The sequence below is a fragment of the Campylobacter sp. CNRCH_2015_0338h genome (assembly GCF_025772785.1).
GTDB lineage: Bacteria > Campylobacterota > Campylobacteria > Campylobacterales > Campylobacteraceae > Campylobacter_D.
Map to the genome: position 1 here is coordinate 1 of NZ_JAKMST010000017.1, position 5,000 is coordinate 5,000.

2 tRNA genes and 2 rRNA genes (1 of these 4 running past the window's edge) are annotated in these 5,000 nt (G+C 44.3%); all 4 read left to right on the top strand.

The features are described 5' to 3' along the window. Positions 1 to 248: 248 nt before the first annotated feature. Positions 249 to 1,762 (top strand): 16S ribosomal RNA (locus tag L8X30_RS07780). Between the two features lie 95 nt (positions 1,763 to 1,857). Beyond that, positions 1,858 to 1,933 (top strand) — tRNA-Ala (locus L8X30_RS07785). Between the two features lie 8 nt (positions 1,934 to 1,941). Then, positions 1,942 to 2,018, top strand: a tRNA-Ile gene (locus tag L8X30_RS07790). A gap of 457 nt (positions 2,019 to 2,475) precedes the next feature. Then, positions 2,476 to 5,000 (top strand): 23S ribosomal RNA (locus L8X30_RS07795) (it continues 383 nt past the right edge of the window). The 16S and 23S rRNA genes sit together here with 2 tRNA genes alongside, the layout of an rRNA operon.

Consider the following 5,000-nt stretch of genomic DNA (forward strand, 5'->3'; position numbering starts at 1 on the left):
TTAATAAAACTTTAAGCTTTTATTGCTATAATTTCATTTCCTTTTTAAACGAAAGGGTTTTAAAAAGCTAAGACTTTTTGTCTTAATTTTTTAGTATTTGTTCTTTAAATTATTAATATTGTTAATCAAATCTTATAGTCAATCTTTGAAATCTAAATAAGTGATCGATTGAGCCAGAAAGATTTATTTTTAAATCTTAACAATCAACTTTTTCTTTGAAGAAAAAGATTAAACTTATCCAATTATTTTTTATGGAGAGTTTGATCCTGGCTCAGAGTGAACGCTGGCGGCGTGCCTAATACATGCAAGTCGAACGATGAAGCTTTTAGCTTGCTAGAAGTGGATTAGTGGCGCACGGGTGAGTAAGGTATAGTTAATCTGCCCTACACAAGAGGACAACAGTTGGAAACGACTGCTAATACTCTATATTCCTGCTTAACACAAGTTGAGTAGGGAAAGTTTTTTCGGTGTAGGATGAGACTATATAGTATCAGCTAGTTGGTGAGGTAATGGCTCACCAAGGCTATGACGCTTAACTGGTCTGAGAGGATGATCAGTCACACTGGAACTGAGACACGGTCCAGACTCCTACGGGAGGCAGCAGTAGGGAATATTGCGCAATGGGGGAAACCCTGACGCAGCAACGCCGCGTGGAGGATGACACTTTTCGGAGCGTAAACTCCTTTTCTTAGGGAAGAATTCTGACGGTACCTAAGGAATAAGCACCGGCTAACTCCGTGCCAGCAGCCGCGGTAATACGGAGGGTGCAAGCGTTACTCGGAATCACTGGGCGTAAAGGGCGCGTAGGCGGATTATCAAGTCTCTTGTGAAATCCAACGGCTTAACCGTTGAACTGCTTGGGAAACTGGTAGTCTAGAGTGAGGGAGAGGCAGATGGAATTGGTGGTGTAGGGGTAAAATCCGTAGATATCACCAAGAATACCCATTGCGAAGGCGATCTGCTGGAACTTAACTGACGCTAAGGCGCGAAAGCGTGGGGAGCAAACAGGATTAGATACCCTGGTAGTCCACGCCCTAAACGATGTACACTAGTTGTTGGGGTGCTAGTCATCTCAGTAATGCAGCTAACGCATTAAGTGTACCGCCTGGGGAGTACGGTCGCAAGATTAAAACTCAAAGGAATAGACGGGGACCCGCACAAGCGGTGGAGCATGTGGTTTAATTCGAAGATACGCGAAGAACCTTACCTGGGCTTGATATCCTAAGAACCTTTTAGAGATAAGAGGGTGCTAGCTTGCTAGAACTTAGAGACAGGTGCTGCACGGCTGTCGTCAGCTCGTGTCGTGAGATGTTGGGTTAAGTCCCGCAACGAGCGCAACCCACGTATTTAGTTGCTAACGGTTCGGCCGAGCACTCTAAATAGACTGCCTTCGTAAGGAGGAGGAAGGTGTGGACGACGTCAAGTCATCATGGCCCTTATGCCCAGGGCGACACACGTGCTACAATGGCATATACAATGAGACGCAATACTGCGAGGTGGAGCAAATCTATAAAATATGTCCCAGTTCGGATTGTTCTCTGCAACTCGAGAGCATGAAGCCGGAATCGCTAGTAATCGTAGATCAGCCATGCTACGGTGAATACGTTCCCGGGTCTTGTACTCACCGCCCGTCACACCATGGGAGTTGATTTCACTCGAAGCCGGAATACTAAACTAGTTACCGTCCACAGTGGAATCAGCGACTGGGGTGAAGTCGTAACAAGGTAACCGTAGGAGAACCTGCGGTTGGATCACCTCCTTTCTAGAGTACAAACTGATAAGTCTCACAACTATCAGTTCATATATAGACTCAATCATCCTTGTTTAGATTTCAAAGATTGATGAAAAGCTAATTTTGGGGAATTAGCTCAGCTGGGAGAGCGCCTGCTTTGCACGCAGGAGGTCAGCGGTTCGATCCCGCTATTCTCCACCATTTATTAAGGGCCTATAGCTCAGCTGGTTAGAGTGCACCCCTGATAAGGGTGAGGTCACAAGTTCAAGTCTTGTTAGGCCCACCATAAAAAAAGATTTGTTTATCAATTCTGAGTTAAAGTTTTAAAACTTAAAGCAAGTATATAGCTAATAATAAAGCAGTAAATAAAGTAAAATACTTTATTGTCTATGTTTTTAAATTATTTAAACTCTTTATATATACTTCCTTTAGGTTTTAAGACCTAAGCTAAATAAATAATAGAATATTTTATATATTAGATTAGTTATTTAATGTTATTTGAATTATCATTGTTAAGAGTCACAAGCAAGTTTTAATAAAAACAATTTTACAGGACTTGTTAAAGGATAAAACCTAGCTATCTTTTCTTTAGCTTTTAGTTAAAGACAAGTTTTAAACTCACAGCTTAGTGAGACTAATATTTTTAGTTTTATTAAGTGTTTAAATGCTTTCCGTCTTAAGATAGTAAAGTCTTATCATAAAAACTTTAACAAGGAAGTGATGCGTTTTAGAATGAATTTAAAAGGTAAGCTATTAAGAGCGAATGGTGGATGCCTTGGCTGGTAAAGGCGATGAAGGACGTACTAGACTGCGATAAGCTACGGGGAGCTGTCAAGAAGCTTTGATCCGTAGATTTCCGAATGGGGCAACCCAGTATATAGAGATATATACTACCATAATGGAGCGAACGTAGGGAATTGAAACATCTTAGTACCTACAGGAAAAGAAATCAATAGAGATTGCGTCAGTAGCGGCGAGCGAAAGCGCAAGAGGGCAAACCCAGTGCTTGCACTGGGGGTTGTAGGACTGCAATGTGCAATAGGTGAGGTTAGTAGAACACTCTGGAAAGTGTAGCCATAGAGGGTGATAGTCCCGTATACGAAAACCAAACCTTAGCTAGCAGTATCCTGAGTAGGGCGGGACACGAGGAATCCTGTCTGAAGCTGGGTCGACCACGATCCAACCCTAAATACTACTACCAGACCGATAGTGCACAAGTACCGTGAGGGAAAGGTGAAAAGAACTGAGGTGATCAGAGTGAAATAGAACCTGAAACCATTTGCTTACAATCATTCAGAGCACTATGTAGCAATACAGTGTGATGGACTGCCTTTTGCATAATGAGCCTGCGAGTTGTGGTGTCTGGCAAGGTTAAGCACACGCGAAGCCGTAGCGAAAGCGAGTCTGAATAGGGCGCTTAAGTCAGATGCTGCAGACCCGAAACGAAGTGATCTATCCATGAGCAAGTTGAAGCTAGTGTAAGAACTAGTGGAGGACTGAACCGATAGGCGTTGAAAAGCCCCCGGATGACTTGTGGATAGGGGTGAAAGGCCAATCAAACTTCGTGATAGCTGGTTCTCTCCGAAATATATTTAGGTATAGCGTTGTGTCGTAGTATAAGGGGGTAGAGCACTGAATGGGCTAGGGCATACACCAATGTACCAAACCCTATCAAACTCCGAATACCTTATATGTAATCACAGCAGTCAGGCGGCGAGTGATAAAATCCGTCGTCAAGAGGGAAACAACCCAGACTACCAGCTAAGGTCCCTAAATCTTACTTAAGTGGAAAACGATGTGAAGTTACTTAAACAACCAGGAGGTTGGCTTAGAAGCAGCCATCCTTTAAAGAAAGCGTAATAGCTCACTGGTCTAGTGATTTTGCGCGGAAAATATAACGGGGCTAAAGTAAGTACCGAAGCTGTAGACTTAGTTTTACTAAGTGGTAGGAGAGCGTTCTATTTGCGCCGAAGGTATACCGGTAAGGAGTGCTGGAGCGAATAGAAGTGAGCATGCAGGCATGAGTAGCGATAATTAATGTGAGAATCATTAACGCCGTAAACCCAAGGTTTCCTACGCGATGCTCGTCATCGTAGGGTTAGTCGGGTCCTAAGTCGAGTCCGAAAGGGGTAGACGATGGCAAATTGGTTAATATTCCAATACCAACATTAGTGTGCGATGGAAGGACGCTTAGGGCTAAGCAAGCTAGCGGATGGAAGTGCTAGTCTAAGGTCGTAGGAGGTTATATAGGCAAATCCGTATAACAATACTCCGAGAACTGAAAGGCTCTTCAAAGTCTTCGGACAGCGAGGAGAATTGCTGATGCCGTCGAGCCAAGAAAAGTTTCTAAGTTTAGCTAATGTTGCCCGTACCGTAAACCGACACAGGTGGGTGGGATGAGTATTCTAAGGCGCGTGGAAGAACTCTCTTTAAGGAACTCTGCAAAATAGCACCGTATCTTCGGTATAAGGTGTGGTTCGCTTCGTATTAGGATTTACTCCGAAAGCGAAGAAACTTACAACAAAGAGTCCCTCCCGACTGTTTACCAAAAACACAGCACTCTGCTAACTCGTAAGAGGATGTATAGGGTGTGACGCCTGCCCGGTGCTCGAAGGTTAATTGATGGGGTTAGCATTAGCGAAGCTCTTGATCGAAGCCCGAGTAAACGGCGGCCGTAACTATAACGGTCCTAAGGTAGCGAAATTCCTTGTCGGTTAAATACCGACCTGCATGAATGGCGTAACGAGATGGGAGCTGTCTCAAAGAGGGATCCAGTGAAATTGTAGTGGAGGTGAAAATTCCTCCTACCCGCGGCAAGACGGAAAGACCCCGTGGACCTTTACTACAGCTTGACACTGCTATTTGGATAAGAATGTGCAGGATAGGTGGGAGGCTTTGAGTATATGACGCCAGTTGTATATGAGCCGTTGTTGAGATACCACTCTTTCTTATTTGGGTAGCTAACCAGCTTGAGTTATCCTCAAGTGGGACAATGTCTGGTGGGTAGTTTGACTGGGGCGGTCGCCTCCCAAATAATAACGGAGGCTTACAAAGGTTGGCTCAGAACGGTTGGAAATCGTTCGTAGAGTATAAAGGTATAAGCCAGCTTAACTGCAAGACATACAAGTCAAGCAGAGACGAAAGTCGGTCTTAGTGATCCGGTGGTTCTGTGTGGAAGGGCCATCGCTCAAAGGATAAAAGGTACCCCGGGGATAACAGGCTGATCTCCCCCAAGAGCTCACATCGACGGGGAGGTTTGGCACCTCGA